This window comes from Pontivivens ytuae, assembly GCF_015679265.1.
In the GTDB taxonomy this organism is placed as follows: Bacteria; Pseudomonadota; Alphaproteobacteria; order Rhodobacterales; family Rhodobacteraceae; genus Pontivivens; species Pontivivens ytuae.
Genome location: NZ_CP064942.1, coordinates 3,207,252 through 3,232,153 on the forward strand (window position 1 = coordinate 3,207,252; position 24,902 = coordinate 3,232,153).

Consider the following 24,902-nt stretch of genomic DNA (forward strand, 5'->3'; position numbering starts at 1 on the left):
CTCCGCGCGCCGGGCGCCCTTGCAGACCCCTCACCCCGACATTACACCTACGAGGACTTTCCCAATCCCGGGACGATCCCGGTAGCGGGATCATCCCGTCCGAACGGGCGCGCGCAGCCCCGCGCCCACCCCAGCGAGGCACGATCCATGAAAGACCCAATCGAAACCTACATGAATCTCGTGCCCATGGTCGTCGAGCAGTCGGCGCGCGGCGAACGGGCCTACGACATCTTCTCGCGCCTCCTCAAGGAGCGGATCGTGTTCGTGTCCGGCCCCGTCCATGACGGCATGTCGACGCTTATCGTCGCCCAGCTTCTGTGGCTGGAGGCCGAGAACCCGAAGAAAGAGATCGCGATGTACATCAACTCCCCGGGCGGGGTGGTGACGTCGGGCCTCTCGATCTACGACACCATGCAGCTCATCCGTCCGAAGGTCTCGACCCTCTGCGTGGGACAGGCGGCCTCCATGGGCTCGCTCCTGCTGACGGCGGGTGAGAAGGACATGCGCTTCGCGCTCCCCAACAGCCGGATAATGGTTCATCAACCCTCCGGCGGGTATCAGGGCAAGGCGTCCGACATCATGATTCACGCGCAGGAGACGCAGGCGCTGAAGAAGAGGCTGAACGAGATCTATGTCGAGCACACGGGCCAGGACTACGCCACGGTCGAGGAGGCTCTGGAGCGCGACAACTTCATGACGCCCGAGATGGCGAAGGACTGGGGCCTGATCGACCAGATCGTCGAGCGCCGGTCCGAGATGGGCGACGACGAGGGCTGAGGCCCGGCAGACACCGAGAGTTGAGCGCCCCGCGCGATCCCGTGTCTTGCCAGCCGCAGCCGCCGGATGGTGGACTAAGGGCTGGTGGAATACCGGTGCGAACGCGGGTAAGGAGGTCGGCCAGACGGGAACGGATTCGCCTGGCGCCCATCGTGGCGCCGCATCCCACCCCGGAAGGACCGGGCGGACGGCGCAGCGATGGGGCCCGCGGCAGGGCCGGCACGCCGAACGTTCCGAAGCGAGACGAAGGCGCGGCGATGTTCCGGTGACGTGGCGTACCGAACACACTGAACGTCAACGCGGAATGCGTGAAACTGACACGGACGGACCGAAAAATGCGCGGCCCGCCTTGTCATTCCGGAACCGGCGGTGTTCCACTTGAGAAGTATTGGATCACCGGCAGGGTTTCCCGGTGAGAGGAGGTCCCGATGAGCAAGTCCGGCGGAAGCGACTCGAAGAATACGCTCTACTGCTCGTTCTGCGGCAAGAGCCAGCATGAAGTGCGAAAGCTCATCGCGGGTCCGACCGTATTCATTTGCGATGAATGCGTGGGCCTGTGTACCGACATTATTCGCGAGGAGACGAAGTCTGGCCTCGTGAAGTCGTCCGAAGGCGTGCCGAGCCCGCAGGAGATCTGCCAGGTGCTCGACGACTACGTCATCGGACAGGCGCAGGCGAAGCGGGTGCTCTCCGTCGCGGTCCACAACCACTACAAGCGGCTGGACCACGCGCAGAAGAACACCGATGTGGAGCTCGCGAAGTCCAACATCATGCTGATCGGCCCGACGGGCTGCGGCAAGACGCTGCTCGCGCAGACGCTCGCCCGTATCCTCGACGTGCCTTTCACCATGGCGGATGCGACGACGCTGACCGAGGCGGGTTACGTGGGTGAGGATGTGGAAAACATCATCCTCAAGCTGCTGCAATCGGCCGAATACAACGTGGAGCGGGCGCAGCGCGGCATCGTCTATATCGACGAGGTCGACAAGATCTCCCGCAAGTCCGACAACCCCTCGATCACCCGTGACGTCTCGGGCGAGGGTGTGCAGCAGGCGCTCTTGAAGATCATGGAGGGCACCGTCGCCTCCGTTCCGCCGCAGGGCGGGCGCAAGCATCCCCAGCAGGAATTCCTGCAGGTGGACACGACCAACATTCTCTTCATCTGCGGCGGCGCCTTCGCGGGCCTCGACAAGATCATCGCCCAGCGGAACAAAGGCACGGCCATGGGCTTCGGCGCCGATGTCCGGGCCGAGGATGATCGCGGCATCGGGGAACTCTTCGCCGAGCTGGAACCGGAGGATCTGCTGAAATTCGGCCTGATCCCGGAATTCGTCGGCCGTCTGCCGGTGATTGCCACCTTGCGCGACCTCGACGAAGACGCGCTCGTCACGATCCTCTCCGAGCCGAAGAACGCCCTGGTCAAGCAGTACCAGCGCCTCTTCGAGATGGAGGACGCGAAGCTCACCTTCACCGACGACGCGCTCAGCGCCGTGGCGAAGAAGGCGATCGAGCGCAAGACCGGCGCGCGCGGCCTGCGCTCCATCCTTGAGGGCGTGCTGCTCGACACCATGTTCGACCTGCCCGGCCTCGACGGTGTGGAGGAGGTCGTGGTCAAGGCCGACGCGATCGAGGGCGAGGGCAAGCCGATCCTCGTCTACGCCGACAGCAAGAAGGAACCGGCCACCGCGGGCTGATCGCGGTCGGAAGGTAGCGAGACAGGGCGCCGTTCGGGCGCCCTTTTTCTTTTGGGGTGATGCGAACAGAATCGAAGGGAGACCGACACGTGTTTGCCCAAGCGACGCCCGAGCTTCCCGTCCGCGATGTGATCGCGGCTCAGATCCACTACCGCGACCGCCTCGGCTTCACGATCGCATGGCACAACGAGGACGGCCGGATCGGCGCCGTCGCCCACGGCGCCTGCGCGATCTTCCTGCGCGGAGTAGATGGCCCGATCGCTCCCGTGACCCTCTGGATCTTCGCCGCGGATGTCGATGCCGCCTGCCGCGATCTGACCGCTCTGGGCGCCGACATCGTGGATCCGCTGGCGGACAAGCCTTGGGGCTTGCGGCAGTTCACCGTCCGCGACGGGGACGGCCACCTCATCCACATCCATCACGACCTGTGAAGAACGCTTTGCCCTCAACGACTTACGCCCGGGGCCAGTCAGGCCGCCGGGCGCGCTCATTCGGGCGGTTTGGAGGAGACCGCCACGATTGCATTGGGGGTAGGGGGGAGCAATCGCAGCGGTCCCGCCGGCGAGGACAGAGTTGGGGGGAGTTATCCTGCCGGGTTCGAAATCTCGTCTCTAGGTAAGCCCTATCACGCCGATATAAACTACGAGGCGATCGAGGACAGCGAAATTCCGCCGATAGAGACCCCGTCTCACCTCACAGAATCGTGAGCTTACGTAGGGTAAACTGCCGCACCCCGCGACCGGCCGCAAGCCCGATCGACATGCGCGGCGACTTTTTCGGGGCTGTGCTGTGGCGCGAAGAAACCACCACTGGACCTGCCCCGCCGAATGAGTACATATGCGGTCAATCGAGCCTTGGAGCCCTCGGATGAACTTTATCCTGCGCCTTCTGACCTGGTGGAACACGGCCACCATCGGAACCCAGATCTTCACCGCCCGCCACGGCGAAAAGGTGGGTGAGGACGAGCAGGGCAACGTTTTCTACCAGAAGGCCGGCGGCAAGCGGCGCTGGGTCATCTATAACGGCGACATGGAGGCCTCGCGCATCTCGCCCGAATGGCACGGCTGGCTGCACCACACCTGGGACAAGCCGCCGACCGAGCTGCCGCTGGTGCGCAAGGCGTGGGAGAAGCCTCATCAGGAGAACATGACCGGCACGGCCCTCGCCTATCGCCCGCCCGGTTCGATCCTGACGCCGGAGAGCCGCCCGCAGGTGCGTGGCGACTACGAGGCATGGCAGCCGGAGTGACCCCCATGCAGAACGTAGCGGAAACCGTGATCGGAGCGGTTGTCCTCGTCGCGGCCGGCGGCTTTCTCGCCTATGCCGCGCAAACCGCCGATGTCGGCCGGGTCGGCAACGGCTACATGCTGACCGCCGCCTTCCGCACCGCGGACGGTGTCGGCTCCGGCACCGATGTGCGGATGTCCGGCGTGAAGATCGGCACGGTGACGGGCGTCTCGCTCGATCCCCAGACCTTCGAAGCGGTGACGACGCTATCGCTCGAGACCGAGGTGCAGATCCCCGAGGACAGCGATGCGCGCATCCTGTCCGAGAGCCTTCTGGGCGGGAACTACGTCTCCATCACGCCCGGTGCCTCCGACTTCATGCTGGAGGACGGGGCTGCGATCCTGAACACGCAAGGCTCTGTCAGTCTGCTCGACCTGATGATCGCCTTCGGGACCGGTCAGGGTGCCGAGTAAGGACGCCTGGTCCGCGCAGGGCTACGCCGCCCATGCGCGCTTCGTCTCTGACCTCGGCAGCCCGGTGCTGGACCTGCTGGCGCCGATGCCCGGTGAGCGCATCCTAGATCTCGGCTGCGGTGACGGCGCACTGACCGCGCGGCTGCGCGATGCGGGGGCGGTGGTCACCGGCGTCGACGGCTCCGCTGACATGGTGGCCGCAGCACAGGCCCGCGGGCTGGACGCGCGGGTGATGGACGGGCACTCCCTGATCTTCGACGGCGGCTTCGACGCGGTCTTCTCCAACGCCGCACTCCACTGGATGACGGAGCCGCGGGCGGTGATCCTCGGCGTCTGGAACGCGCTGAAACCCGGCGGGCGATTCGTTGGCGAGTTCGGCGGCATGGGCAACGTGGCCGCGATCCGCACGGCGCTGATCGCGGCCCTGTCGGAGGCCGGGCAGACGGCGGACCTGAAGGACATCTGGTACTTTCCCACGCCCGACGAATACGCCACCCTCCTCGCCGAGCGCGGCTTCCGGGTCGAAAGTGCCGAGTTGATCCCGCGCCCCACGCCGGTCGCGTCGGGCATGCGCGCGTGGCTGGAGACGCTGGCCGCCCCGGTGCTCGGCAAGGTGCCGGGCGACCGCGAGGCCTTCCTCGACCGCGTCACCGAGCTTGCTGCCCCGGCCCTGCGCGACGGCGCGGGCAACTGGACCGCCGACTATGTCAGACTGAGGTTCTCATGCGTAAAACCCTGATTTTGCTGGCCTGTCTCGCCATGCCTGCTGCGGCGCAGGTCGAGCAGGACATCCTCGAAGACCTGCGCCGCGACTTCGGCGGGGCGGAAGCGGCCCCGCAGCGCGGCGCGGTGACCTCCGTCCCGCGGGAGACGGCGACCCTGCGCGGCCTCGACAAGATGACGGGCCTTGCCCGCGACATCGACGTGACCGTGGGAGAGACCGTGGAATACGAGCGGCTGACCATCCGCCTCGACGCCTGCCGCAGCCCTGCTGCGGGCGAGAAGCCCGACGCCTACGCCTTCGTCGAGATCCTGGACCGGCGCGAGGATGAGCCGCGCTTCTCCGGCTGGATGATCGCGTCGTCGCCCGCGCTCAACGCGCTCGACCACCCGCGCTACGACGTGTGGGTGACCTCCTGCGGGGATGGCAGCACCGGCTGAGCGCCCTCAGGGCAGCGCGGTCCGGGCGAGGCGCAGCACGTCCTCGGGCGCGGCGTCGGCAGGCAGGGCATTCCAGTCCGCCCTCACCGTCAGCGCCTGCGCCAACCGCCGATGATAAGCGGCCCGGCTCACCTCGATCGCACCCATCCGCGTCAGGTGGGAGGTCACGAACTGCGTGTCGAGCAGCCGGAAGCCGCCCGCGTTGAGCCGCGCCAGCAGCCAGACCAGCGCCACCTTCGACGCGTCGCTCGCCCGGCTGAACATGCTCTCCCCGAAGAAGGCCGCACCGAGCCGCACGCCGTAGAGCCCACCGACGAGCAGGCTGCCCTGCCGGATCTCGATGGAATGCGCAAAGCCCATGGTGTGGAGCTGGCTGTAGAGCGCGAAGATCTCGTCGTTGATCCACGTCTCCTCGCGATCGGAGCAGGCGCGCACCACGGTCCCGAACGCCGTGTCGAACGTGACCGAGAAACCGCCCCGCCGGATCCGCTTCGCGAGGCTCCGTGAGATGTGGAGCCCGTCGAGCGGGATGATCCCCCGGCGCTGCGGGTCGACCCACTGGGTCGGCCCGGTGCGGTGTTCCGCCATTGGGAACACACCAGCTGCATACGCATTCAACAGAAGTTCAGGCGTGATCTCCGGTGCGTCGCGGGGCATGGGTCCTGTCGGTCAGTTCTCGAAGTTGGTGGCGAGCCACTTCTCCAGCCAATGGATATTGTAGTCGCCCGTCTGAACCCCCTCGGCCCGCAGCAGCGCGTGAAAGAGCGGAAGCGTCGTGTCGATCCCTTCCACCACGAACTCGCTGAGGGCCCGGTCGAGTCGGGCGAGCGCTTCGCGCCGATCCTTGCCGTGAACGATCAGCTTGCCAATAAGACTGTCGTAGTAGGGCGGGATTCGATACCCGGCATAAATGGCACTATCCATGCGCACACCCAGTCCCCCGGGGGCATGGAACGCCTTGATATCACCGGGAGAAGGCCGGAAATCCGGCAGTTTTTCCGCGTTGATGCGACATTCGATCGCGTGGCCGTGGGGCACCAGGTCTTCCTGCTTGAAGGACATGGGCTGGCCGGCGGCGACGCGAATCTGCTCCTGCACGAGGTCCACGCCGTAGATCGCCTCCGTCACCGGGTGCTCGACCTGCAAGCGGGTGTTCATCTCGATGAAGTAGAACTCGCCGTTCTCGTAGAGGAACTCGATGGTGCCGGCGCCGATATAGTTGATCGCCGCGACCGCATCCGCGCAGGTCTTGCCGATCCTCGCGCGCGTTTCCGCATCGATGACGGGGGAGGGCGCCTCCTCGAAGACCTTCTGGTGGCGGCGCTGTAGCGAGCAGTCCCGCTCACCCAGATGCACGGCATTGCCGCGCCCGTCGCCGAAGACCTGGACCTCGATGTGGCGGGGCAGCTGGAGGTACTTCTCGATATAGACCGCATCGTCGCCGAAGGCGGCCTTCGCCTCGGACCGGGCCGACTGGAAGGCGACGTCGAGATCCTCGGGCGACAGGGCCACCTTCATCCCACGACCGCCGCCACCGGCGGCCGCCTTTATGATCACCGGGAAGCCCATCTCCTCCGCGATCTTGCGCGCCTCCTCCAGCGTGCCGACGCCGCCGTCGGAGCCGGGAACGCAAGGCACGCCGAGCCGCTTCATCGTCTCCTTCGCCGCGATCTTGTCGCCCATCACGTTGATGTGGTCCGCGGACGGCCCGATGAAGGTGATGCCGTGATCCGCCACGATCTGGGAGAAGCTGGCGTTCTCGCTCAGGAAGCCGTAGCCGGGATGGACCGCGTCTGCCCCCGTGATCTCGCAGGCGGAGATGATGTTGGGGATGGAGAGGTAGCTTTGCGCCCCCGCGGGCGGGCCGATGCACACGCTCTCGTCGGCCATGCGCACATGCATCGCGTCGCTGTCGGCGGTGGAGTGCACCGCGACGGTCTGGATGCCCATTTCCTTGCACGCGCGGTGGATGCGCAGCGCGATCTCGCCCCGGTTGGCGATCAGGACCTTCTTGAACATGGGCGCCTCACTCGATCACGACGAGGGGGGCGCCGAACTCCACGGGTTCGCCATCGCCGACGAGGATGCGGCTCACCTTGCCTGCACGGGGCGAGGGGATCTGGTTCATCGTCTTCATGGCTTCGATGATGAGCAGGGTCTGCCCCTCGCTCACCTGGTCGCCCACGGCGACGAAGGGGGAGGCGCCGGGCTCGGCCTGCAGGTAGACAGTGCCGACCATGGGCGAGGTCACCGCACCGGGATGCTGGGCGGGATCGGCGGCGGCCGCGGGCTCTGCGGCCGGGGCAGCGGCGGCAGCGGGCGCGGGGGCAGGCGCCGCAGCGACAGGCATGGGCGCCGGGGCGGCCACCATCTGCTGGACCATCTGGCGCGTCACCCGCACCTCGAGCTCGTTGTCCTCGCCGAATTTGCGTTCGACCTCGATCTCGGTCAGGTCGCTGTCCTTCAGAAGCTCCGCGAGCGCCTTGATAAAGGCGATGTCCGCTTCGTAGGTGTTGCCCATAGGTTCCTCGCAAGTTGCCCACACCGGACGGGAGGCCCGGCGGCCCCGGCGTTGCGGGGCGACGTTCAAGATGGACCGTCTATACGTGGTCGTGACGTAGCGTGAAAGGGCGATCCGTCACTTGGAAGGGGGCTATTGCCCGACGCGCCGGACCAGCTCCACCGTCTCCTGCATCCGCGGGAGCGGCATGTATCCGCGCACGACCGTGTCGCCGATCACGAAGGTCGGCGTGCCGGAGATGTTGAGCGCACCGGCCAGGGTCCGGATCTCCGCGATCTGGCGCTCGACCTCGCGGCCGTCCATGTCCTCGCGCATCGCGGCGACGTCTGCGCCGGAGCGTTCGGCGAGCCGGTCGATGATCTGGTCGTTGAGCCGCCCGCCAAAGCGCATGAGCGCGTCGTTGAATTCCTTGTAGACATCGGGCCCGTCATTCTCGAGCACCGAGAGCGTCGCCTGCGCCGCTGTCATGCTCATCGGCCCCAGGATCGGCAGCTCCTTCACGATGTAGCGGATGTTGCCGTCCTGCTCGACCAGCGTGACCACCTCGTCATGGGCGCGCTTGCAGAAGCCGCACTGGTAGTCGATGAACTCCACGATGGTCACGTCGCCTTCGGGGTTGCCGCCCACATAGGAGAAGCCGTCGTTGAAGAGCGCGTCGGCATTGTTGCGCACCATGTCGATCTCGGCCGCCTGGGCGTCGGCCTGCTGCCGCGCCTCGATCAGGCCCACCATCTCCATGACGATTTCGGGGTTCGAGAGGAGGTAGGCGCGGATCTCGGTGTGCAGCGCCTCGCGCGTCTCGCCGTCGAAAGCGTCGCTCACGGCGGCACTGACCCGCGCCTCGCTCTGCGGCGGACGTGGTGGCTCCGCGCCCGGCGCGGTCCACAGACCCACCGCGGTTGCGCCTGCCAGTACGGCCACGCCGGCCACGGTCCAGAACTGTCCACTCATCTCAACCCCCTCGTGCCCGTTCCACGACGGTCAGAATTTCCTGTGCCCTTATCCATTCGGGCGAGCCCTGGGGCAAGCCTTCCATGGCGATCCGGGCAAAGCGTTCCGCATCGGGCGCGGAGCCCGACAGCGCGAACCGCTCTGCGGTGTAAAGTGCGGCCTGTGGCTGGTTGCCGGCGCGCGCATGCGCCTCCGCCAATGCGCGGAGCGAGACCGGCGTGCCGAGCGCCCCTTCCCGAGCGCGGCTCAGCTCCTGCAGCGCGCGGGCATTCGCCTCGGGCGTGTTGAGTGCGAGCAGAGCCCGGCCGAGCCCCGCGCGCAGCAGCGCCGCATCGGGTCGCAGCGCGAGTGCGCGCTCGTAGGGGCCGACCGCGCCGCGCGCATCGCCGCTTTCCAGCCGGAACTGGCCCTTCAGCTCATGCAGCCACGGATTGTTCGGCTCCAGTGCGATCGCCGCGTCGATCTCCCGATCCGCGCCCGCCGGGTCCGGCAGGCGGTGCAACGCGATTGCCCGCTGGATGCGCGCGGGCATGTCGTTGCGCCCCGACACGCGGTCGAGCGCGCTTTGCGGCGGCCGGATGAAGCCGTCGAACTTCGCCTGCATCCGCGCATAGGCCTCCGCCGTGGGCGAGGGCACCGGCGTTCCCGCGCGGGAGGAGACGGCGGCGCTGCGCTCCAGCAGCGTCATCCGCTCGCTCGACAGCGGGTGGGTCAGCACATAGGGGTCGATCCGCTCGGTCGAGAGCAGCTCCTGCCCGCGGAAGAGGCCGAGCGTGTCCACCGCCGCCGTCGGATCGATCCCGGCGGCCTCAAGGATGCGGATCGAGCTCTGATCCGCGCTCGCCTCCTGCGACCGGCTGAAGGCGAGCTGCCCCCGTTGCTGCGCGCGTTGCGAGCCCTGCGCGATGAAGATCCCGGCCTCCGGCGAGCCCGCCGCCCCTGCGAGGATCCCCAGCGCCACGCCCGCCAGAGAGACCCGGCCCGACTGCGAGGCGGCGACGCTGCGCTGCGCCACATGGCCGCTCACGACATGCCCGATCTCGTGCGCGAGCACCGCCTGCAGCATGTCGGCCCGGCCCAGCCGCTGGATCAGCCCGGCGTTGACGAAGATGTCGCCGCCCCCGGTGACGAAGGCGTTCATCTCGCGGCTGTTGACGATATGGACCTTGATGCTGCTGTTCGGCAGGCCCGCGGCGGAGACCAGCGGCTCGGTCAGCCGGTTCAGCGTCTCCTCGATCTCCGCATCGCGGATGAGGCCCTGCGCCTGGACGGGCAGGCCCGCGAGCGCCGTGATGGCCGCGAGCGCCAAACCGAGAAGTGCGCGCATGACCGTCCTCGCATCTGACCCTTGACCCGGGCGGAGCGCGCTCCGACAACCGGACCCTGAACTGACGTCGAGGGTAGGGGCAGGGGATGCGCACATCAAGCCGCGGTGCGGTCGATAGTTTCATTGTGATGGACGTGATGGAGGCCGCCCGCGCCGCCGAGGCCGAGGGCCGCGACATCGTCCGGATGGAGGTCGGCCAACCCGGCACGCCCGCCCCCGCCGCGGCCCGCGCGGCGCTGGCCCGCGCCATGGAGGCCGGGCCCCTCGGCTACACCGTCGCCATGGGCCTGCCGGAGCTGCGCGCGCGCATCGCCCGGCTTTACGCCGACTGGTACGGGTTGGAGCTCGATCCCGCCCGCGTCGTGGTGACGGCGGGCGCCTCGGCAGGCTTCATCCTCGCCTTCCTCGCGATGTTCGACGCGGGCGAGCGGGTGGGCATCGCTGATCCGGGCTATCCGAGCTATCGCAACATCCTGCGCGGCCTCGACCTGGTGCCCGAGCGCATCGAGGGCACGCTCGCCAACCGCTTCCAGCCGACGCCCGCGGATGTGCACCCGGGCCTTGCGGGGCTGCTCGTCGCCAGCCCCGCGAACCCTACGGGCTCGATGCTCGACCGGCCTGCGCTCGCGGCACTGGTCGAGGCTTGCGCCGCGCACGACGTCGCCTTCATCTCCGACGAGATCTACCATGGCATCCAGTTCGCGGGCCGCCCCGTGACCGCGCTGGAGGTGAGCGACGAGGCGGTCATCATCAACTCCTTCTCCAAGTATTTCTCCATGACTGGTTGGCGGCTGGGCTGGATGGTGGTGCCTGAGGGGCTGATCCGGCAGGTCGAGCGGCTCGCCCAGAACCTCTTCATCTGCCCCACCCATGCGAGCCAGGTGGCCGCTCTCGCCGCCCTCGACGCGACCGACGAGCTGGAGGCAAACGCCGCCGTCTACGCCGCCAATCGCGCCCTGATCGTGGAGGCGCTGCCCAAGGCGGGCTTTCTCAAGATCGCCCCGCCCGACGGCGCCTTCTACGCCTATGCCGAACTGCCGGAGGGGATGGAGGACAGCCGCGCCTTCTGCGCCCGCCTGCTGGCGGAGGCGGGGGTGGCGGCGACACCGGGCCTCGACTTCGACCCGGTGCGCGGCCACCGGACCGTCCGCTTCTCCTATGCCGGCCCCACGGACCGGGTCGAAGAGGGCCTGCGCCGGATCGCGGCCTTCATGGCGGGCGAAAGCTGAAGAATTTTCGTCCGAAAATTCTGTGCGAAAATCTTCGGAGCGAAGATTTTCCGGGCTCCGCCTGCACTGCGGTGCAACATGAGCCTCTTGCCGTAGCGTCCGCAGACCGGCAGTCTGCGCGGCAGGAGGCAGCCTCATGACCCGTCCCCCCACGCTCGGCCACAACCGCGGACCCGCCCTCGAGCCCGGCGCCGGATGGCGCGGCTATTGCTGGCGGCGCGCCAAGGCCGACCTGCGCCCGGCGCGCGTTCCGATCGAGATGGTGCGCGTGCGGATGCGCCGCGCGCGCGAGCTGGGGCTCACCTATCCGCAATACGCCTCGATCCTCGCCGGCACCGGCCGCGACGTGATGGCGTTCCTCTACACCGTCGAAGGCCTGCAGATCCGCCTCTCCCGCCAGCTTCGCCTGCCGCCGGAGGTCGCGGCCAAGCTGCCGGAGATCAAGGGGGCGGCCCAGATCGCCTTCGCCCCGTCCGGCGAGGTGCCGCAGGACTTCGCCGCCGAGCTCTCGCAGGTCGCCCGCACGCCGCTCACCGCCCACGCCATGCAGCCCGACGCGCCTGGCTGGGGCGCCGCGCGCCGCGCCATCCGCGCAGCACTCGACCCCGCCAGGCTGCCTTCGAACGCCGTTGTCCTGATCGGCGGCCCGGCGGAGCAGGAGGGCTGGGCCGAAGCCGCCTCCATGGCGCGCTACCTGCCCACCGACACCTTCTTCGCGCCGAGCTGAGGCGCATGGCTCGCGTCCTCGTCCTGCACGCCCATCCGGGCCAGCGGCACTCCGCGGTCAACCGGGCCATGCTGCGGGCGGCGCGGGAGATCGACGGCATCACCGTCGTAGACCTCTACGCCGCCTATCCTCGCTTCAAGATCGACGTGGATGCCGAGCAGAAGCGCCTGGGCGAGCACGACGTCATCGTCTTCCAGTTCCCGTTCTACTGGTACTCCACCCCCTCGCTGCTGAAGGAGTGGCAGGACCTCGTCCTTGAGTACGGCTGGGCCTACGGGCCGCGGGGCAACGCCCTGCGCGGCAAGGTGCTGCAACTCGCCCTGACCACCGGCGGCTCGGACCATTCCTACTCGGCGGAGGGGCACAACCGCTTCTCGCTGCGCCAGCTCACCACGCCGCTGGAGCAGACCGCGGACCTGTGCGGCCTGACCTTCGCGCCGCCCTTCGTTCTTTTCGCCGCCCACCACGCACGCGAGGACGGGCGGCAGGCGCAGCATGTGGAGGCGTGGCGCGCGCTCCTCACCGCCCACCGGGACGACCGGTTCGACATGGGCAGCCGCGAGCCCGTCATCGGCATCGGGACCGTCCCGGTGATGGAGAGGGGCTGAGCGATGGACGACTTCCTCCTCCAGGCCGTGGTCTACCTGGGCGCCGCCGTCGTGGCGGTGCCGGTCGCCGCGCGCCTCGGCCTCGGCTCCGTCCTCGGCTATCTGATTGCGGGGGTGATGATCGGTCCGCTCCTCGGCCTCGTGGGGTCGGAGACAGAGGATCTCCAGCATTTCGCCGAGTTCGGCGTCGTCATGATGCTGTTCCTCGTGGGGCTGGAGCTCGAGCCCAAGGCGTTGTGGGAGATGCGCTCCCGCCTCCTCGGCCTCGGCGGCTTGCAGGTGGGGCTGACCACGGCCGCCGTCATGGGGGCCGCGATGACGCTGGGCCAGCCGTGGTCCGTGGGCCTTGCGATCGGCATGGTCTTCGCCATGTCCTCCACCGCGATCGTGCTGCAGACCTTGGGGGAGAAGGGGCTCATCAAGTCCGATGGCGGGCAGGCGAGCTTCTCCGTCCTGCTCACGCAGGACATCGCCGTGATCCCCATGTTCGCGATCCTGCCGCTTCTGGCGTTGCCGGAGCTTGCCGCCGGTCATCATGAGGAGGGCCATGGCGGTGCCGACATGCTGGCGGGGCTCGCGGGCTGGCAGGTCGCCCTCGTCAACATCGCCGCCGTCGCCTGGGTCATCGTCGGCGGCCACTACATCTCCCGCCCCGTCTTCCGCTTCGTCGCGTCGATCCGTCTGCGCGAGGCGTTTACCGCCACTGCACTGTTTCTGGTGATCCTGACCGCGGAGGTGATGACTTTGGTCGGCCTCAGCCCCGCGCTCGGCACGTTCCTCGCCGGAGTGGTGCTCGCCAACTCCGAGTTCCGACACGAGCTTGAAAGCGATATCGAGCCGTTCAAGGGCCTCCTGCTCGGCCTCTTCTTCATCACGGTCGGGGCGGGCATCGATTTCGGGCTGCTCTTCGGAAGCCTCCTGCCGATCCTCGCCATGACTGTGGGGCTGATGGTGATCAAGGCGGGTGTGCTGCTGATCCTCGCCCGGATCTTCAAGGTCACCGGCACCGACAAGTGGTTGCTCGCCCTCGGCCTCGCGCAGGCGGGCGAGTTCGGCTTCGTGCTCCTGTCCTTCACGGTGCAGAACGCCGTGATCCCGGAGCCGCTCTCCGACACGCTGCTCCTGATCGTGGCGCTGTCGATGCTGCTGACGCCGCTCCTCTTCATCCTCTACGAACGCGCGATCCTGCCGCGCAGCGCCGATGCGCAGGCCGAGCGGGACGAGGACGTGCCCGACACCGCCCCCGCCATCATCGCGGGCGTCGGCCGCTTCGGCCAGGTGGTCAACCGCATCCTGCTCGCCGCGGGTTACCGCACCGTCGTGCTCGACCACCAGGCCGACTACATCGACCGGTTGCGCATCTTCGGCATCCGCTCGTTCTACGGCGATGCTTCGCGGCCCGACCTGCTGCTCGCCGCGGGGCTGCACGAGGCACGCGTCCTCGTGGTCGCCGTCGACGATCCCGACCGTGCGCTGGAGATCGTGGATTTCGCCCGGCGCGAGGTGCCGAACCTCCACATCATCGCCCGCGCCCACGACCGGCTGGAGGTCTACAAGCTCTATGCTGCGGGGGCCAACGACATCGTGCGCGAGACCTTCGACAGCTCGGTGCGCGCGGGGCGCTACGCGCTCGAAAGCTTCGGCATGCACCCGTTCGAGGCGGAGCGGACCACGACCTTCTTCGTCGAGCAGGATCTGCGCAACCTGCGCGAGCTCGCCCCGCTATATGATCCCGACATCCCGCCGTCCCAGAACCCGGCCTATGTCGAGAAGGCCAAGGAAGTCGGCGCCCGCCTCGAACGCGAGCTGCGCGCCAAGGGCGAGGACGGTTCCGCCCAGCTCCAGCGCGGCTGGATGACACCGGGCCACCGCGACGACGAGGACGACTGAGCGGGCTCCTGCGCGAAGCGAGCCGGCGCGGCGCCGATCCCGAATCCCCGCCTGAAACGACAGGATCAACGGTCTGTGCCACACCGCACATCCGAAGTGACGCGAGCTGACGTTAAGGGAAACGTGTGCTTTTCGACACGATATCGAGACCCGTCATTTCCGGCCGGTCAGACAACTCTTCTATATGACTGTAAATGCAGGAAAAAAATTCCGGCCCGCGTGAGACGGTCGGACAACAAATTATGAGATTGCAGGACATAGATGTTTTCGAACCGTCACATTATCCCGACCTGACGCTACGTAAAGTAATTGGCTATCCGCCTGTTTTGGCTCCGAAAATCATATCTGAGTGAATTTTCAGAAAACTCAGAACGTTAGAAGATAACAGGGCCGCGGAGAGTGAGGGGAAAACGTTCATGAAGGCATTGCCGTTGAAGATCATGGCCTTTGTTGCAGTACTGACGCTGCTCGTGGTGCATCCACTGATGTCCTGTGGGCATTATCATCACCTGGGATCGGTCAGTATCGATCATCTCGTGCAACACTACCTCGATCCCGACGGCATCTTCTTTCACCTTCAGTACGGTTTTCTGATCCTGGCCGCGTGGCTCTTCGGATGGCGCTCCATCCTGATCATGGTGCCCGTCGCGATACTGGCCTGCGTCTTCGTGGGGCATGAGCCGACGGCCAAGCTTGAAGTTGCGATGCTCTACGTCGTCCTGCTCATCAGCGCACCGACCGTGTTCTCCCTCTTCCAACTTAGGACCGATCACGCCGTCCCGTTCGACCGAGTGAAGCTCCACTGGCGCTTCCTGATCGCGGGCGGATTGCTGTCGGCAATCATGTGCACCACGCTGAGCTCGGTCATCTTCAGCATCGCCAACCAGAGCGGCACTCAGATCACGACGGTGCTCGCCGCCATGGCGGGCAAAGTCGCGGGGCTGTTCGTGGCGATCATCCTGCTCTGGTTGGTCTTTCGCACCTTCCGTCCCTTCGAGCGGGCGGGATGATGCGCGGTTCCGAGACGCTACTACAACTTGGATCTAAGGCTATCGGCCGCATGGCGCTGCGTTGTCCGTGCCGCTCCGCAGAGCGGCGTCGTAGGCGGCTTCCAGCATTCGATAGTTCACGGCGAAGGGCGTGTGATCCGCCTTCGACTTAGACCGAGGAGCCACACGGCGTTTGACCGCTTTCGGAACGTCGTCCGGGTCCGGAAACGAGGTAATGTCTCGTGGCGGGATCCGACCATCCGCCGCAGAGACGCAACCGGTTCTGGAAGATCGCTGCCAAACGTTCTGTGCATCGTCGAGCGCGTCGTCTCGCACCTCGATGGCGAGGACCAGTGGCACCCACAGCACCGCCGCCCGGGCGCTCTCTGCGACAAGCGCGGGGACGCGAAACACTCCGCCCAAGGCATGTTCCGAGCCCGCGATCTCGACATCGGGAATGGCGACGAGGCGCGCGATCACGGCGTCGATATCGGCATCACCCTGAATGATGATCCAGACCGGTTCGGCCCGCTGCAGGCGGCTATTGGTGGCCGATCGGGTCTGCGGCGTGGCGCTCAAACCTGCAACAAAAGAGAGGTCCGACTGTCGAGGCTCGGCCTGTGGCGAGGGCCGTGGGTGCTGGCCACCGACCCAAGCCCGAAGCGCCGGCGTGATGACGCTTGGATCATCGCCGATCGGCGATGGGGCGCCGGTGCGGATGTCTTCTGTGTGCATCGCTCTGCTCCGGTTGCGAGGGTCAAGGTGCGGCCCGCCCGAGGGGGGACAATGGCGGGCCGCACTGGCATCCCGCGTTGTTCGGGGGGCGACAACGGGATGCATTCTGAGGGAGACGGTGCGGTGTGGGTCGACCGCGTCGTACTCCCGATTTCTGGTGCGCGCTGACAGGGACGCGCTTCGCTGATGGGTCCTTCGGTTTTGTTCTTCGCAGCGCCACACACATCTTCTCCAACCGCAGAATCGGGGGAAGATTCTGCGCCGTATCAGCGGCTTGATGGTCGAAGTGCCGATGAGGCATGGCGATCATTGTTCGCAAAATGATCGTCGCTCATCGCATTTCGCATCTCAACGTAATTGTCCGTGAATTCTGCGAACGGTGTTCAACCTTAGGTTTTGTTGGGCTTTCCGCCGGTGATATCCGCCTTCGTCAATCCTGCGACGAAACTTTTCACGCTCCATCGGAGGTGTTTTCGAGAGAATTAACGGACAATTCACGCTCGCCTGACGCACATCAAGCTACTGTGCGGCCATCTCCAAGCGGGTTTGCTGGTGAAAGCTGGCAGCGTTTGGCGCGATGAAAGCTGTGGTGGCGGCATCCTTGGAATATGTGTCAGCCACGCAGGAGAAGGTAACGACGTGATGCAGCCGCTCGCCTCGATCAGAATGGTTTGAGCCGTGATGATTGCGCGCGCCACGCCCGGTGTTGCGACTATGGACGCTGTTGCTTCATGCTTTCTCACGCGACATCGCCGCCTTTTCGGTATCCTCGCTCAACGGTCCGACCGCCCCGCGGACACTTGAGACGAGGCGTGCGGGACGCTACGCCCCCCGGGCGTCCCGCACCACCTGATCCGTACGTGGCCGGTGCCATCGGCCCGCACGGTGTTGGCTGGGGGCGGAGCGCATTTCCGCCCCGTCCCCGCCGCGACTAGCCGCAGCAGGCTGCGAGCATCGGCTTGCACCGGGCCCGGCCCGGGCTCAGGCGCACCTCCACCCGATCGCCGTGGCGTGCAAACCCGTCGACCTCGTAGCGGCCGAGCGTGCCGTTCCCATGGCCGAACAGGACGTGCAGCGGTGCCTCGGCGAGGCCGTCCACCGCCATCCGGCTCTGCCGCAGGATCGCGTGGAGCTTGCCCGCGGTCATGTGCGCGCCGCCCGGACCGTCCAGCAGCTCCAGCCCGGCCTCGCGCCACTGCGCCTGCCGACCGCCGCAATCGATGCCGCGGATGTCGGCGAGCGTCAGCTCCGTGACATGGTAGCCGCCACCGATCTCGCCCTCGGGCGTGGCGAAGATCACAGGCAATGCGGCGTCGGATTTCAGAAGATCCGCCTGCAGGCGGGCGAGTGTTGTGGGTCGAGCACACACGGGGTAGCCTCCCTCAGATTTCAACTATTCAACAAATATTGAAATATGACTGAAGATCAAGCCGCCGCCACTCTGAACGCCCTCGCGCAACCGCTGCGCCTGCGCATGTTGCGCCATCTCGTGCGCTGCGGCCCGGCGGGCTCGCGGGCAGGGGATCTCGCACAGGCGGTGGAGGTCGCGCCGTCGCTCGCCTCCTTCCACCTCAACACCCTGAGCCAGGCCGGGCTGATCGTGGCGGAGAAGGTTTCGCGCAGTGTCGTTTACCGCGCCGATTTCGCGGCGCTCGGCAGTCTCGTCGGCTACCTCGTGAACGACTGCTGCGCCGCCGACCCGCGCGTCGCCGCCTGCTGCAGCCCCGCGGCTCAGCCCGGGGGGTGACCCATCGCGACCTCCGGCGCCAGCAGCGCCAGCCCCAGCGCTGCGGTCAGCAGCCCCAGCGCGACCGCGGCCGACCGGAACCGCGGCACGCGCGCCAGCACCAGCGCCGCCCCGCCATTCGACACGATCCCCATCACGACCACACCGCTGGGAAACTGCCCACCCGCGATCTGGACAAGCCCGCCGCCATAGCCGAAGAGCAGCGCGAGGATCGCGATGCCATACAACCGGTAGATCAGCGGCGACCCGGCAGTCGCGCCGATCAACGCGTCGATCCGAGCTCGCCGCAGCAGGAGGAACGGCCCCACGACGCCCACCAGCGTCACCACGATCTTCACCGTCAGAAGCAGGGCGAGCGGGGCCATCGGGAACTCCTTGACCGGACGGGATCTTCCGCCTAAATTTGAATAAAATTCACGTTAAAGTCAAAGCATGGTCGACATCCACGACGCACCGCCCTGGCGGGAACCGGTCCAGGCCCGCAGCCGCGCCCGGGTCGCCGCCATCCTCGAAGCAGCCCGCACGCTGATCGTCGAGAAGAACACGACCGAGGTGAAGATCACCGAGGTCGCGCAGCGGGCGAGCATCCCCGTGGGCTCGCTCTACCAGTTCTTCCCCAGCCGCAGCGCGCTCGTCTACCGCCTGTGCGAGCTGGAGATGATGCCGATCGACGCGGCCCTTGCCGACGGTCTTTCCCGCGTCGGCACGCTCGACGATCTCGCCGCCGGAGTTGAAAAGCAGATGCGCAATGGCCTCGCGACCGTCCGCGCGCGGCCCTGCCTCATCGTGCTCCTGAACTGCGCGGGGACCGACCCCGCCATCCGCGCCGCGAACTTCCGCAACACCAACGCCAACGCGGAGCGGCTGGCCAAGCGCCTCAAGACGCTCGTCCGACACCCGAGCCGCGCCCCGGCGGTTGAGGCCCTGGCCCTTCTCATCTGCCACCTGTGGAGCGACGTGATCCGCCTCTGCCTGATGCTGGAGGATGAGCGGCGCTCCAACGAGATCGTCACGCAATACGCTGGCATGCTCTCCCGCCACCTCGCCGGCCTCGACCGGCGCTAGGGCGCCTCGGGGATCGGTAGCGCGGTGGTGTTCTTGATCTCCTCCATCGAGAGAGTCGAGGTCACGTTGTAGATCGAGACCTCTTGGATCAGCGACCGGTAGAAGTCGTCATAGGCCCGCGCGCTCGCGACCCGCACCTTCAGGATGTAGTCGATATCGCCCGCCAGCCGGTGTGCTTCCATCACCTCCGGCCGCTTCTTGACCGCGTTCAGGAACCGCTCCAGCCAGCCGGCATCGTGCTCGCTCGTGCGGATCAGGACGAAGAAGCACGCCTCCAGCCCCAGCTTTTCCGGGTCGAGCAGCGTCGTCTGCCCGCGGATGATCCCGGCCTCGCGCATCTTGCGGATCCGGTTCCAGACCGGGGTCTTCGACGCCCCTACGCGCTTCGCGATTTCGTCGAGCGAGGTCGAGGCGTCTTCCTGCAATTCCGCAAGGATTTTCCGGTCGGTGGCGTCGAGGCGGATGCTCATTCCCGTATTCTCCCGAAAGCCGGGCCAACTTGCCCGCTTCGCCCCCGATATCCGAACGACTTCCTTATTTCCAGCCCGATATACCCGTCATATTGGAATTATGTTCTAAGAGGCCATCTGTCGTAGCCTAACCATCGCCCGGAGTCCGCCATGCGCCACTTCCCGATCTTCGTCAATCTCGAGGGCCGCCGCGTCGTGGTCTCGGGCGCGGGCGAGTGCGCGCTGGCCAAGCTGCGCCTGATCCTCAAGACCGACGCGAAGATCGCCGTCTACGGCGCCGATCCGCATCCGGACGTGGCGCGCCTCGCCACCGACGGCCGCATCACGCTGACCGACCGTGCGGTCGAGGAGGGCGATGCGACCTGCGCCGTCCTGCTCTACGCCGCGAACGAGGATGAGGCCGAGGATGCCCGCGCGGTGCAGATCGGCCGCCGGGCAGGCGCGCTCACCAATATCGTGGACAACCTCGCCGACAGCCAGTTCATCACGCCCGCCATCGTCGATCGTGATCCGGTGACGGTGGCCATCGGCACCGAGGGCGCCGCCCCGGTCCTCGCCCGCGATATCAAGCGCCGCATCGAGGAGATGCTGCCCACCACGCTGGGCACGCTCGCCCGCATCGGTCAGGCGTTCCGCCCGATGGCCGACGCGCTGCCCATGGGCCGCATCCGCCGCGCCTTCTGGTCCGCCTTCTATTTCGACCGCGGTCCCCGTGCGCTGGCGGAGAGTGAGGACGCCGCGCGCGAGAGCCTCGACGACCTGCTGGCCGAGACGCTGGAGGCCAAGCCCGAAACCGGCTCCGTCGCCATCATCGGCGCCGGCCCCGGCGATCCGGAGCTGCTGACGCTGAAGGCCCGCCGCCTGCTGCACGAGGCCGATGTCGTCATCACCGACCGGCTGGTGGGGCAGGGCGTCCTCGAACTCGCCCGGCGCGAGGCCGAGATCATCGAGGTCGGCAAGACCGGCTTCGGCCCCTCCTGGAAGCAGGACGACATCAACGCGCTCAACATCGAGAAGGCGCGCGAAGGCCTGAAGGTCGCGCGCCTCAAGGGCGGCGACACCGCCGTCTTCGCCCGCCTCGATGAGGAGGTCGAGACGTTGGAGGCCGCAGGGATCGCCTATGAGATCGTGCCGGGCATCACCACGGCGTCGGCTGCCGCTGCAGCCCTCGGCCAGAGCCTGACGAAGCGGGGCCGTAACGCCGCCTTCCGCGTGCTGACGGGCCACGACGTCAACGGCTTTGCCGAGCAGGACTGGCGCGACCTCGCCAAGCCCGGAGCGACCGCCGCGATCTACATGGGCAAGAAGGCAGCCACCTTCCTGCGCGGCCGCCTGATGATCCACGGCGCGCCCGACACCACGCCGATCACCGCGATCGAGAACGTGAGCCGCGCCGACCAGCGCGTCATGCCCACCACGCTTCTCGATCTGCCCGACATGCTGACCCGCGAGGCCGTGACCGGCCCCGTCATCCTGATGCTCGGCCTCGCACCCCGCGAAGCCCAGGCCCAACTGCAAGCCGCGGAGGCTCTGTAAGATGCCCAAACCGTTCAAGCCCCAGATCGTCACCGCCAACGACCTCCTGATGGGGGACGTGATCTATCTGACCGCCGACGGCTCCTGGTCGCGCGACCACGCCGACGCGCTCGTCGCGCAGACGCAGGACGAGGCCGATGAGCTCCTCGCCCAGGCCGCGGCCCAGCAGCTCAAGGTCGTGGGTCCTTATCTGGCGGAGGCCCAGATCGGCACCGACGGTCGCCCGGGCCCCGTGCACTTCCGCGAGGCGTTCCGCACCCGCGGCCCGTCCAACTATTTCCACGGCAAGCAGGCCGCAGGCGTGGAGGCCTGAGATGTACCAGTACACCGATTTCGACCGCGATTTCGTCAATGCCCGCGTCGAGGAGTTCCGCGGCCAGGTCGTCCGCCGCCTCGACGGCTCGCTGACCGAGGACGAGTTCAAGCCGCTGCGTCTGATGAACGGCCTCTACCTGCAGCTCCACGCCTACATGCTGCGCGTGGCGATCCCCTATGGCACGCTGAACAGCCGCCAGATGCATCAGCTCGCCTACATCGCCGAGACCTGGGACAAGGGCTACGGCCACTTCACCACACGCCAGAACATCCAGTACAACTGGCCGAAGCTCGCCGACGTGCCGGAGATGCTGCAGGCGCTCGCCGATGTGGGCATGCACGCCATCCAGACCTCCGGCAACACGATCCGCAATGTGACCGCCGACCATTTCGCCGGTGCTGCCGCCGACGAGATCGAGGATCCGCGCCCGACCGCCGAGCTGATCCGCCAGTGGTCCACCGATCACCCGGAATTCCAGTTCCTGCCGCGCAAGTTCAAGATCGCCGTCACCGGCTCCCCGAACGATCGCGCTGTGACGAAAGCGCACGACATCGGTCTGCGCATGGTCCGCAACGAGGCGGGCGAGCCCGGCTACGAGGTGATCGTGGGCGGTGGCCTCGGCCGCACGCCGATGGTCGGCAAGGTCATCCGCGACTTCGTCCCGAAGGCGGAGCTGCTGCCCTATCTCGAGGCAATCATGCAGGTCTACAACCTGCACGGCCGCCGCGACAACAAGTACAAGGCCCGCATCAAGATCCTCGTCCACGAGGAGTCGCTGGAGACCATGCGTGAGCGCGTCGACGCCGTCTTCGCCCGCATCAAGGGCGACTTCGAGGTGCCGACCGAGATCCTGACCCGGATCGAGGGCAGCTTCACTGCGCCCGCCTACAAGATCGCCGAAATCGCCCCGGTCGTGGAGCCTGCGCTGCAAAGCTTCATCGACACCAACGTGGCCGAGCACAAGAACCCCGACTACGGCATCGTCACCATCTCGCTGAAGGGGATCGGGGAGACGCCGGGCGACGCCACCGCCCGCCAGATGCGCGTGATGGCCGATCTTGCCGAGCGGTACAGCCACGACGAGCTGCGCATCTCCCACGAGCAGAACGTCGTTCTGCCCCATGTGCACCGCGGCGACCTTCCGGCGGTCTTCGCCGCTCTGCGCGAGGCGGGGCTGGCGACGGCCAATATCGGCCTCGTCTCCGACATCATCGCGTGCCCCGGCATGGACTACTGCGCGCTTGCCACGGCCCGCTCGATCCCCGTGGCCCAGCAGATCAGCGAGACCTTCGCCGATCTCGACGCGCAGCGCGACATCGGCCCGCTGAAGATCAAGATCTCCGGCTGCATCAACGCCTGCGGCCACCACCATGTCGGCCATATCGGCATCCTCGGCCTCGACCGGGCAGGGGTGGAGAACTACCAGATCACGCTCGGCGGCGACGGGACGGAAACCGCGACCATCGGCTCGCGCACCGGACCCGGCTTTGCCTATGACGAGATCGTCCCGGCAGTGAAGCGCCTGATCGAGGCCTATCTCGACCTGCGCGAAAGCGAAGAGGAAACCTTCCTCCAGGCTTACCGCCGCCTCGGCCTCGACCCCTTCAAATCCGCGCTCTACGAGCAGGAGAAAGCCCATGCGGCCTGAAGCCAGCTTCGCCACGGTGGCCGAGCGTGTCGCCGCGCTCAACGACCGTTACCGCCACCACGCGGCGGACGACGTGCTGCGCCACGCGATCAGCGATGCGCAGGTGGGCCGTATCGCCATGGTCTCCTCCTTCGGGGCGGAGAGCGTGGTGCTGCTCCACCTCCTCGCCGTCGCGAAGCCGGATGTCCCGGTGCTCTTCATCGACACCGAGATGCTGTTTCCCGAGACGCTCGCCTACCAGCAGGAGGTGGCGGAGAAGCTGGGCCTCACCAACGTCCAGACCGTCCGCGCCTCGCTCACGCAGCTCGCCGCGCAGGACCCCGACGGAACCCTGCACCGGCGCGACCCGGATGCCTGCTGCACCCTGCGCAAGACCATCCCGCTGGAGGCCGCGCTGGCGCCTTACGATTCGTGGATCACGGGGCGCAAACGCTTCCAGGGCGGCGCGCGCAAGGAGCTCCAGTTCTTCGAGGCGGAGGGCGAGAGCCGCATCAAGGTGAACCCGCTCGCCCACTGGGCGCCCGCCGACGTGCAGGACTACATCTGGAACAACAACCTGCCGCGCCACCCCCTCGTGGCGCAGGGCTACCCCTCCATCGGTTGTGCCCCCTGCACCAGCCCAGTGAAGGAGGGCGAGGACCCGCGCGCCGGCCGCTGGCGCGGTCAGGACAAGGAGGAGTGCGGCATCCATTTCATCGACGGAAAGGTCGTGCGCGGCCCCGTGAAGGAGAACGCAGCATGAGCACCATCATTGCAGACAAGGGCAACGGCCCGGAATTCGGCCCGGAGTACTGGAACGCGGGCTTCGCAGCGCCGGGTGAGGCGGAAGAGGGTCAGGGCATCGACCTGCCCAACGACGCGGACGTGGCGGCGCTTTACCCCCACTTGCGGGATGCTCCCATCATCCGCATCCCGTTTCCCAGCTTCGCGGACGGGCGCGGGTTTTCGATCGCCTCACGCCTGCGCGATCTCGGCTACACGGGCAAGCTGCGTGCACAAGGTCATGTGATCTCTGACCAATGGCGCAAGGCCACCGGCTCCGGCTTCGACGAGGTCGAGATCGACGATGCCCTCGCCACCCGCCAGCCCGAGGCGCAGTGGCAACAGGCGCAGCGCCTCCGCTACCAGTCGCAGTTCCGACGCGCCTCGTGAGCTATATTCGCGTGATGGTTGTGCGCCACGACCCCACGCGAAGGAGCTGATCCCATGACATTTTCCGCAGCACGCACCGCCGCGATCCTCGCGGCCCTCCCGCTCTCGGCCGCCGCTCAGGCGCCGGAGCTGGGCCCCTGCGGCTATTTCGAGGCGGTGGAGCCGAACGATACGTTCTCCATCATCGCGCAGCGCTGCGAGGTGCCGGTGGAGCAGGTGCTCGACGCCAACTCCACCCGCGACCCGCGCGACCTCGACATCGGATCGGTCGTCATCATCGTGGAGCGGCCCGACATCCAGGTCTCCACCAGCCCCCGTGCGCGGTCCGAGGAGGACCTCGCCGCCGCCCGTACCGCGGCCGCCGAGCGCTTCACGGCGCTGCGCGGCGTTTACGCCATTGAGGGTGGCTCCTGCGAGGGCGTGGAGGAGACGTGGTCCCTCGCCCCCGAACAGATCCGCGCGCAGACGGATATCTGCGACATCTCCGATTTCGGCCCCGTGCAGGGCCGCATCGACGTCAACGTGGTGTGCCGGTCGGACCAGGCCGCCCGCACCTTCACCTTCGAAAGCGCCGCGCCGGGCATCCTGACGCTCAGCGCGCCCCAGCAATCAGAGACGCTGACCCGCTGCCGCGGAGTCGCAACCGCCGAGGAGTAACC

General features: G+C 67.2%; 30 protein-coding genes. 21 read left to right on the forward strand and 9 right to left on the reverse strand.

What is annotated here, in order from left to right:
* Positions 1–147 precede the first annotated feature (147 nt).
* The 7 genes from I0K15_RS15890 to I0K15_RS15920 all read left to right on the forward strand — a co-directional run bounded on the left by I0K15_RS15890 (position 148) and on the right by I0K15_RS15920 (position 5,332).
* Complete coding sequence (locus I0K15_RS15890) at positions 148–777, forward strand: ATP-dependent Clp protease proteolytic subunit (RefSeq protein ID WP_196102465.1); 630 nt, start codon at positions 148–150, stop codon at positions 775–777.
* A 428-nt stretch (positions 778–1,205) separates the two neighbouring features.
* The gene (clpX, locus tag I0K15_RS15895; protein ID WP_196102466.1) at positions 1,206–2,471 is read left to right on the forward strand and encodes an ATP-dependent Clp protease ATP-binding subunit ClpX; all 1,266 of its coding nucleotides are present in this window, start codon (positions 1,206–1,208) and stop codon (positions 2,469–2,471) included.
* Positions 2,472–2,560: 89 nt separating this feature from the next.
* The gene (locus tag I0K15_RS15900; RefSeq protein ID WP_230374155.1) at positions 2,561–2,902 is read left to right on the forward strand and encodes a VOC family protein; all 342 of its coding nucleotides are present in this window, start codon (positions 2,561–2,563) and stop codon (positions 2,900–2,902) included.
* A 436-nt stretch (positions 2,903–3,338) separates the two neighbouring features.
* Positions 3,339–3,719 (forward strand): NADH:ubiquinone oxidoreductase subunit NDUFA12, encoded by a 381-nt coding sequence (locus I0K15_RS15905; protein WP_196102468.1) that lies wholly within the window; start codon positions 3,339–3,341, stop codon positions 3,717–3,719.
* 5 nt (positions 3,720–3,724) lie between these two features.
* Positions 3,725–4,171: an outer membrane lipid asymmetry maintenance protein MlaD gene (mlaD, locus tag I0K15_RS15910; protein ID WP_196102469.1), complete on the forward strand. Its 447-nt coding sequence runs from the start codon at positions 3,725–3,727 to the stop codon at positions 4,169–4,171.
* A complete protein-coding gene (locus I0K15_RS15915) occupies positions 4,161–4,910 on the forward strand; it encodes a class I SAM-dependent methyltransferase (RefSeq protein WP_196102470.1) in 750 nt (249 codons plus the stop codon). The genes mlaD and I0K15_RS15915 overlap by 11 nt, the downstream gene beginning before the upstream one ends.
* Positions 4,895–5,332: a DUF2155 domain-containing protein gene (locus I0K15_RS15920; protein WP_196102471.1), complete on the forward strand. Its 438-nt coding sequence runs from the start codon at positions 4,895–4,897 to the stop codon at positions 5,330–5,332. The genes I0K15_RS15915 and I0K15_RS15920 overlap by 16 nt, the downstream gene beginning before the upstream one ends.
* A 6-nt stretch (positions 5,333–5,338) precedes the next feature.
* Here the strand turns inward: I0K15_RS15920 and aat are convergent, their stop codons facing one another.
* The 5 genes from aat to I0K15_RS15945 all read right to left on the reverse strand — a co-directional run bounded on the left by aat (position 5,339) and on the right by I0K15_RS15945 (position 10,131).
* Positions 5,339–5,989: a leucyl/phenylalanyl-tRNA--protein transferase gene (gene aat / locus I0K15_RS15925; protein WP_196102472.1), complete on the reverse strand. Its 651-nt coding sequence runs from the start codon at positions 5,987–5,989 to the stop codon at positions 5,339–5,341.
* A gap of 12 nt (positions 5,990–6,001) precedes the next feature.
* Positions 6,002–7,351: an acetyl-CoA carboxylase biotin carboxylase subunit gene (gene accC / locus I0K15_RS15930; RefSeq protein ID WP_196102473.1), complete on the reverse strand. Its 1,350-nt coding sequence runs from the start codon at positions 7,349–7,351 to the stop codon at positions 6,002–6,004.
* A 7-nt stretch (positions 7,352–7,358) separates the two neighbouring features.
* Complete coding sequence (accB, locus tag I0K15_RS15935) at positions 7,359–7,853, reverse strand: acetyl-CoA carboxylase biotin carboxyl carrier protein (protein WP_196102474.1); 495 nt, start codon at positions 7,851–7,853, stop codon at positions 7,359–7,361.
* A gap of 132 nt (positions 7,854–7,985) precedes the next feature.
* Positions 7,986–8,804 carry a DsbA family protein gene (locus tag I0K15_RS15940; protein ID WP_196102475.1) on the reverse strand — a complete coding sequence of 273 codons (819 nt, stop codon included), beginning with the start codon at positions 8,802–8,804 and terminating at the stop codon, positions 7,986–7,988.
* A gap of 1 nt (position 8,805) precedes the next feature.
* Entirely contained in the window at positions 8,806–10,131 is a 1,326-nt protein-coding gene (locus I0K15_RS15945; protein ID WP_196102476.1) for a M48 family metalloprotease, read from the reverse strand.
* Positions 10,132–10,217: 86 nt separating this feature from the next.
* Between I0K15_RS15945 and I0K15_RS15950 the strand changes: the two genes are divergently transcribed.
* The 5 genes from I0K15_RS15950 (at position 10,218) to I0K15_RS15970 (ending at position 15,595) form a co-directional block, all read left to right on the forward strand.
* Entirely contained in the window at positions 10,218–11,360 is a 1,143-nt protein-coding gene (locus I0K15_RS15950) for a pyridoxal phosphate-dependent aminotransferase (protein WP_196102477.1), read from the forward strand.
* A gap of 136 nt (positions 11,361–11,496) precedes the next feature.
* Positions 11,497–12,087, forward strand: a complete 591-nt coding sequence (locus tag I0K15_RS15955) for a hypothetical protein (RefSeq protein WP_196102478.1) — start codon at positions 11,497–11,499, stop codon at positions 12,085–12,087.
* Between the two features lie 5 nt (positions 12,088–12,092).
* Entirely contained in the window at positions 12,093–12,695 is a 603-nt protein-coding gene (locus I0K15_RS15960; RefSeq protein ID WP_196102479.1) for an NAD(P)H-dependent oxidoreductase, read from the forward strand.
* Between the two features lie 3 nt (positions 12,696–12,698).
* The gene (locus tag I0K15_RS15965) at positions 12,699–14,585 is read left to right on the forward strand and encodes a monovalent cation:proton antiporter-2 (CPA2) family protein (protein ID WP_196102480.1); all 1,887 of its coding nucleotides are present in this window, start codon (positions 12,699–12,701) and stop codon (positions 14,583–14,585) included.
* Positions 14,586–15,001: 416 nt separating this feature from the next.
* A complete protein-coding gene (locus I0K15_RS15970) occupies positions 15,002–15,595 on the forward strand; it encodes a hypothetical protein (RefSeq protein WP_196102481.1) in 594 nt (197 codons plus the stop codon).
* Positions 15,596–15,634: 39 nt separating this feature from the next.
* On the opposite strand, the gene I0K15_RS15975 is transcribed toward I0K15_RS15970, so the two are convergent.
* On the reverse strand, positions 15,635–16,309 hold the full coding sequence (locus I0K15_RS15975) for a hypothetical protein (protein WP_196102482.1): 675 nt from the start codon (positions 16,307–16,309) through the stop codon (positions 15,635–15,637).
* A gap of 299 nt (positions 16,310–16,608) precedes the next feature.
* Between I0K15_RS15975 and I0K15_RS21110 the strand changes: the two genes are divergently transcribed.
* Positions 16,609–16,890 carry a hypothetical protein gene (locus I0K15_RS21110; protein ID WP_230374156.1) on the forward strand — a complete coding sequence of 94 codons (282 nt, stop codon included), beginning with the start codon at positions 16,609–16,611 and terminating at the stop codon, positions 16,888–16,890.
* Positions 16,891–17,240: 350 nt separating this feature from the next.
* On the opposite strand, the gene I0K15_RS15980 is transcribed toward I0K15_RS21110, so the two are convergent.
* Positions 17,241–17,678, reverse strand: a complete 438-nt coding sequence (locus tag I0K15_RS15980; protein WP_196102483.1) for a DUF6428 family protein — start codon at positions 17,676–17,678, stop codon at positions 17,241–17,243.
* A gap of 45 nt (positions 17,679–17,723) precedes the next feature.
* Here I0K15_RS15980 and I0K15_RS15985 point away from each other — a divergent pair, with 45 nt between their 5' ends.
* Positions 17,724–18,056 carry an ArsR/SmtB family transcription factor gene (locus I0K15_RS15985; RefSeq protein WP_196102484.1) on the forward strand — a complete coding sequence of 111 codons (333 nt, stop codon included), beginning with the start codon at positions 17,724–17,726 and terminating at the stop codon, positions 18,054–18,056.
* Here I0K15_RS15985 and I0K15_RS15990 read toward each other — a convergent pair.
* Positions 18,041–18,421 (reverse strand): hypothetical protein, encoded by a 381-nt coding sequence (locus I0K15_RS15990; protein WP_196102485.1) that lies wholly within the window; start codon positions 18,419–18,421, stop codon positions 18,041–18,043. The two genes, I0K15_RS15985 and I0K15_RS15990, sit on opposite strands and share 16 nt — an antisense overlap.
* 67 nt (positions 18,422–18,488) lie before the next feature.
* On the opposite strand from I0K15_RS15990, the gene I0K15_RS15995 reads away from it, so the two are divergent.
* On the forward strand, positions 18,489–19,121 hold the full coding sequence (locus tag I0K15_RS15995; protein ID WP_196102486.1) for a TetR/AcrR family transcriptional regulator: 633 nt from the start codon (positions 18,489–18,491) through the stop codon (positions 19,119–19,121).
* Here the strand turns inward: I0K15_RS15995 and I0K15_RS16000 are convergent.
* A complete protein-coding gene (locus I0K15_RS16000; protein WP_196102487.1) occupies positions 19,118–19,591 on the reverse strand; it encodes an Lrp/AsnC family transcriptional regulator in 474 nt (157 codons plus the stop codon). The genes I0K15_RS15995 and I0K15_RS16000 overlap by 4 nt on opposite strands.
* A gap of 150 nt (positions 19,592–19,741) precedes the next feature.
* Here I0K15_RS16000 and cysG point away from each other — a divergent pair, with 150 nt between their 5' ends.
* From cysG to I0K15_RS16030, 6 genes are read left to right on the forward strand one after another with little or no spacing between them, the layout of a single operon-like run.
* On the forward strand, positions 19,742–21,127 hold the full coding sequence (gene cysG / locus I0K15_RS16005) for a siroheme synthase CysG (RefSeq protein ID WP_196102488.1): 1,386 nt from the start codon (positions 19,742–19,744) through the stop codon (positions 21,125–21,127).
* Position 21,128: 1 nt separating this feature from the next.
* A complete protein-coding gene (locus I0K15_RS16010) occupies positions 21,129–21,440 on the forward strand; it encodes a DUF2849 domain-containing protein (protein ID WP_196102489.1) in 312 nt (103 codons plus the stop codon).
* A 1-nt stretch (position 21,441) separates the two neighbouring features.
* Complete coding sequence (locus I0K15_RS16015; RefSeq protein WP_196102490.1) at positions 21,442–23,091, forward strand: nitrite/sulfite reductase; 1,650 nt, start codon at positions 21,442–21,444, stop codon at positions 23,089–23,091.
* On the forward strand, positions 23,081–23,833 hold the full coding sequence (locus tag I0K15_RS16020) for a phosphoadenylyl-sulfate reductase (protein ID WP_196102491.1): 753 nt from the start codon (positions 23,081–23,083) through the stop codon (positions 23,831–23,833). Before I0K15_RS16015 ends, I0K15_RS16020 begins: the two co-directional genes overlap by 11 nt.
* Entirely contained in the window at positions 23,830–24,243 is a 414-nt protein-coding gene (locus I0K15_RS16025) for a DUF934 domain-containing protein (protein ID WP_196102492.1), read from the forward strand. The genes I0K15_RS16020 and I0K15_RS16025 overlap by 4 nt, the downstream gene beginning before the upstream one ends.
* A gap of 54 nt (positions 24,244–24,297) precedes the next feature.
* On the forward strand, positions 24,298–24,900 hold the full coding sequence (locus I0K15_RS16030) for a LysM peptidoglycan-binding domain-containing protein (protein ID WP_196102493.1): 603 nt from the start codon (positions 24,298–24,300) through the stop codon (positions 24,898–24,900).
* The last annotated feature ends 2 nt before the right edge of the window (positions 24,901–24,902 follow it).

Excerpts from the sequence above, each read along its gene's own strand:
- I0K15_RS15890 (WP_196102465.1), top strand. The coding sequence starts at position 148 with ATGAAAGACCCAATCGAAACCTACATGAATCTCGTGCCCATGGTCGTC.
- I0K15_RS15960 (WP_196102479.1), top strand. The coding sequence starts at position 12,093 with ATGGCTCGCGTCCTCGTCCTGCACGCCCATCCGGGCCAGCGGCACTCC.
- mlaD (WP_196102469.1), top strand. The coding sequence starts at position 3,725 with ATGCAGAACGTAGCGGAAACCGTGATCGGAGCGGTTGTCCTCGTCGCG.
- I0K15_RS15950 (WP_196102477.1), top strand. The coding sequence starts at position 10,218 with ATGCGCACATCAAGCCGCGGTGCGGTCGATAGTTTCATTGTGATGGAC.
- I0K15_RS15955 (WP_196102478.1), top strand. The coding sequence starts at position 11,497 with ATGACCCGTCCCCCCACGCTCGGCCACAACCGCGGACCCGCCCTCGAG.
- I0K15_RS15985 (WP_196102484.1), top strand. The coding sequence starts at position 17,724 with ATGACTGAAGATCAAGCCGCCGCCACTCTGAACGCCCTCGCGCAACCG.
- I0K15_RS15990 (WP_196102485.1), bottom strand. The coding sequence starts at position 18,421 with ATGGCCCCGCTCGCCCTGCTTCTGACGGTGAAGATCGTGGTGACGCTG.
- I0K15_RS16015 (WP_196102490.1), top strand. The coding sequence starts at position 21,442 with ATGTACCAGTACACCGATTTCGACCGCGATTTCGTCAATGCCCGCGTC.
- I0K15_RS15965 (WP_196102480.1), top strand. The coding sequence starts at position 12,699 with ATGGACGACTTCCTCCTCCAGGCCGTGGTCTACCTGGGCGCCGCCGTC.
- I0K15_RS15970 (WP_196102481.1), top strand. The coding sequence starts at position 15,002 with ATGAAGGCATTGCCGTTGAAGATCATGGCCTTTGTTGCAGTACTGACG.
- I0K15_RS15905 (WP_196102468.1), top strand. The coding sequence starts at position 3,339 with ATGAACTTTATCCTGCGCCTTCTGACCTGGTGGAACACGGCCACCATC.
- I0K15_RS15920 (WP_196102471.1), top strand. The coding sequence starts at position 4,895 with ATGCGTAAAACCCTGATTTTGCTGGCCTGTCTCGCCATGCCTGCTGCG.
- clpX (WP_196102466.1), top strand. The coding sequence starts at position 1,206 with ATGAGCAAGTCCGGCGGAAGCGACTCGAAGAATACGCTCTACTGCTCG.
- I0K15_RS15975 (WP_196102482.1), bottom strand. The coding sequence starts at position 16,309 with ATGCACACAGAAGACATCCGCACCGGCGCCCCATCGCCGATCGGCGAT.
- I0K15_RS15940 (WP_196102475.1), bottom strand. The coding sequence starts at position 8,804 with ATGAGTGGACAGTTCTGGACCGTGGCCGGCGTGGCCGTACTGGCAGGC.
- cysG (WP_196102488.1), top strand. The coding sequence starts at position 19,742 with ATGCGCCACTTCCCGATCTTCGTCAATCTCGAGGGCCGCCGCGTCGTG.
- aat (WP_196102472.1), bottom strand. The coding sequence starts at position 5,989 with ATGCCCCGCGACGCACCGGAGATCACGCCTGAACTTCTGTTGAATGCG.
- accB (WP_196102474.1), bottom strand. The coding sequence starts at position 7,853 with ATGGGCAACACCTACGAAGCGGACATCGCCTTTATCAAGGCGCTCGCG.
- accC (WP_196102473.1), bottom strand. The coding sequence starts at position 7,351 with ATGTTCAAGAAGGTCCTGATCGCCAACCGGGGCGAGATCGCGCTGCGC.
- I0K15_RS16020 (WP_196102491.1), top strand. The coding sequence starts at position 23,081 with ATGCGGCCTGAAGCCAGCTTCGCCACGGTGGCCGAGCGTGTCGCCGCG.
- I0K15_RS16000 (WP_196102487.1), bottom strand. The coding sequence starts at position 19,591 with ATGAGCATCCGCCTCGACGCCACCGACCGGAAAATCCTTGCGGAATTG.
- I0K15_RS16025 (WP_196102492.1), top strand. The coding sequence starts at position 23,830 with ATGAGCACCATCATTGCAGACAAGGGCAACGGCCCGGAATTCGGCCCG.
- I0K15_RS16010 (WP_196102489.1), top strand. The coding sequence starts at position 21,129 with ATGCCCAAACCGTTCAAGCCCCAGATCGTCACCGCCAACGACCTCCTG.
- I0K15_RS16030 (WP_196102493.1), top strand. The coding sequence starts at position 24,298 with ATGACATTTTCCGCAGCACGCACCGCCGCGATCCTCGCGGCCCTCCCG.
- I0K15_RS21110 (WP_230374156.1), top strand. The coding sequence starts at position 16,609 with ATGGCGATCATTGTTCGCAAAATGATCGTCGCTCATCGCATTTCGCAT.
- I0K15_RS15945 (WP_196102476.1), bottom strand. The coding sequence starts at position 10,131 with ATGCGCGCACTTCTCGGTTTGGCGCTCGCGGCCATCACGGCGCTCGCG.
- I0K15_RS15995 (WP_196102486.1), top strand. The coding sequence starts at position 18,489 with ATGGTCGACATCCACGACGCACCGCCCTGGCGGGAACCGGTCCAGGCC.